Source organism: Lactobacillus sp. HBUAS51381, from assembly GCF_012641095.1.
Lineage (GTDB): Bacteria > Bacillota > Bacilli > Lactobacillales > Lactobacillaceae > Levilactobacillus.
In genome coordinates, this window is sequence record NZ_JAAVSC010000066.1 from 1 (window position 1) to 3,226 (window position 3,226).

At 49.5% G+C, this 3,226-nt stretch carries 2 rRNA genes; both read left to right on the top strand.

From position 1 onward, the window contains the following. Positions 1-146: 146 nt before the first annotated feature. Positions 147-3,065, top strand: a 23S ribosomal RNA gene (locus HEQ50_RS12425). Between the two features lie 72 nt (positions 3,066-3,137). Further along, positions 3,138-3,226: ribosomal RNA gene (rrf, locus tag HEQ50_RS12430) — 5S ribosomal RNA — on the top strand; the annotation flags it as partial.

Sequence of the window (3,226 nt, forward strand, 5' to 3'; positions counted from 1 at the left end):
TTGTTCTTTGAAAACTAGATATTATCAAATTATTTTCCTTTAATTATTAAGATAATTAAACCGAGAAACAACTGCGTATTTTTGAGTTTTTTAATTAGTTTATATCGCTAATACTCAATTAATCAGCGATTACGACGTAATCGTTAGGTTAAGTTATGAAGGGCGCATGGTGGATGCCTTGGTACTAGGAGCCGATGAAGGACGGGACTAACACCGATATGCTTCGGGGAGCTGTACGTAAGCTTTGATCCGGAGATTTCCGAATGGGGAAACCCAATTACTTTAATCAGTAATTACAACTCAGGGAATACATACTTGAGTTGAGGCAGACGCGGGGAACTGAAACATCTAAGTACCCGCAGGAATAGAAAGAAAAATCGATTCCCTAAGTAGCGGCGAGCGAACGGGGAATAGCCCAAACCAAAGAGCTTGCTCTTTGGGGTTGTAGGACTGAACATTTGAGTTACCAAAGTCAATGATAATCGAAGAGTCTGGGAAGACTCGGCATAGAGGGTGATACCCCCGTAGATGAAATCGTTGACCCTCAGTTCAGTATCCTGAGTACGGCCACACACGTGAAACGTGGTCGGAATCCGGGAGGACCATCTCCCAAGGCTAAATACTCCCTAGTGACCGATAGTGAACCAGTACCGTGAGGGAAAGGTGAAAAGCACCGCGGAAGCGGAGTGAAATAGTTCCTGAAACCATGTGCCTACAATTAGTTAGAGCCCGTTAATGGGTGATAGCGTGCCTTTTGTAGAATGAACCGGCGAGTTACGTTAATTTGCAAGGTTAAGGTGGAAAGACCGGAGCCGTAGCGAAAGCGAGTCTGAAACGGGCGTTTCAGTAAATTGATGTAGACCCGAAACCAGGTGACCTATCCATGTCCAGGTTGAAGGTGCGGTAAAGCGCACTGGAGGACCGAACCCGTGTATGTTGAAAAATGCTGGGATGAGGTGTGGATAGCGGTGAAATTCCAAACGAACTTGGAGATAGCTGGTTCTCTCCGAAATAGCTTTAGGGTTAGCCTCGGAGTTAAGAATCGTGGAGGTAGAGCCACTGTTTGGACTAGGGGCCCGTCATGGGTTACTGAATTCAGATAAACTCCGAATGCCACAGATTTATATCCGGGAGTCAGACGATGAGTGATAAGATCCACCGTCGAAAGGGGAACAGCCCAGACCACCAATTAAGGTCCCTAAATACATGCTGAGTGGAAAAGGATGTGGAGTTGCATAGACAGCTAGGATGTTGGCTCAGAAGCAGCCACCATTTAAAGAGTGCGTAATAGCTCACTAGCCGAGTGATCCCGCGCCGAAAATATACCGGGGCTAAGCATGTTACCGAAATTGTGGATGCGACCAATAGGTCGCGTGATAGGAGAGCGTTCTAAGGGCAACGAAGCTAGACCGCAAGGACTAGTGGAGCGCTTAGAAGTGAGAATGCCGGTATGAGTAGCGAAAGATCAGTGAGAATCTGATCCACCGAATGACTAAGGTTTCCTGGGGAAGGCTCGTCCTCCCAGGGTTAGTCGGGACCTAAGCCGAGGCTGAGAAGCGTAGGCGATGGATAACAGGTTGATATTCCTGTACTAGTTAATCATGTTTGAACGATGGAGGGACGCAGGAGGCTATGGTGTGCACACGATTGGAAATGTGTGTTCAAGCGTCAAGTCTGGTGATGAGTCAAATGCTTATCGCTAAGGACAAGGCGTGACGAGGACCGAATTTTAGTAGGGAAGCGCCAGATGTCACACTGCCGAGAAAAGCTTCTAGTTAGTGATTAATTACCCGTACCGCAAACCGACACAGGTAGTCGAGGAGAGTATCCTAAGGTGAGCGAGTGAACTCTCGTTAAGGAACTCGGCAAAATGACCCCGTAACTTCGGGAGAAGGGGTGCTACACGCAAGTGTAGCCGCAGTGAAAAGGCCCAGGCGACTGTTTATCAAAAACACAGGTTTCTGCAAAATCGTAAGATGACGTATAGGGGCTGACGCCTGCCCGGTGCTGGAAGGTTAAGTGGATGAGTTAGCTTCGGCGAAGCCCAGAAATGAAGCCCCAGTAAACGGCGGCCGTAACTATAACGGTCCTAAGGTAGCGAAATTCCTTGTCGGGTAAGTTCCGACCCGCACGAAAGGCGTAACGATCTGGGCACTGTCTCAACGAGAGACTCGGTGAAATTATATTACCTGTGAAGATGCAGGTTACCCGCGACAGGACGGAAAGACCCCATGGAGCTTTACTGTAGCTTGATATTGGGTGTTGACACAGCTTGTACAGGATAGGTCGGAGCCGTAGAACTCGGAACGCTAGTTTCGAGTGAGGCGCTGGTGGGATACGACCCTCGCTGTGTGAACACTCTAACCCACACCACTAATCGTGGTGGGAGACAGTGTCAGGTGGGCAGTTTGACTGGGGCGGTCGCCTCCTAAAAAGTAACGGAGGCGCCCAAAGGTTCTCTCAGAATGGTTGGAAATCATTCGTCGAGTGTAAAGGCAGAAGAGAGCTTGACTGCGAGACAGACAGGTCGAGCAGGGACGAAAGTCGGGCTTAGTGATCCGGTGGTACCGTATGGAAGGGCCATCGCTCAACGGATAAAAGCTACCCTGGGGATAACAGGCTTATCTCCCCCAAGAGTCCACATCGACGGGGAGGTTTGGCACCTCGATGTCGGCTCATCGCATCCTGGGGCTGTAGTCGGTCCCAAGGGTTGGGCTGTTCGCCCATTAAAGCGGTACGCGAGCTGGGTTCAGAACGTCGTGAGACAGTTCGGTCCCTATCCGTCGCGGGCGTAGGAAATTTGAGAGGAGCTGTCCTTAGTACGAGAGGACCGGGATGGACATACCGCTGGTGTACCAGTTGTGCCGCCAGGCGCATCGCTGGGTAGCTATGTATGGATGAGATAAACGCTGAAAGCATCTAAGTGTGAAACTCGCCTCGAGATGAGATTTCCCATTCCTATATGGAAGTAAGACCCCTGAGAGATGATCAGGTAGATAGGCTGGAAGTAGCAGCGCCGTGAGGCGTGGAGCGGACCAGTACTAATCGGTCGAGGACTTAACCAAGTTGAAAACGTGGTTGTTTCCGGGGAAAGTAATTGATGATATCTAGTTTTGAGAGAATAAGTTCTCTTATAGTGTGGTGGCGATAGCCTAAAGGATACACCCGTTCCCATGCCGAACACGGAAGTTAAGCTTTAGCACGCCGATAGTAGTTGGGGGATCGC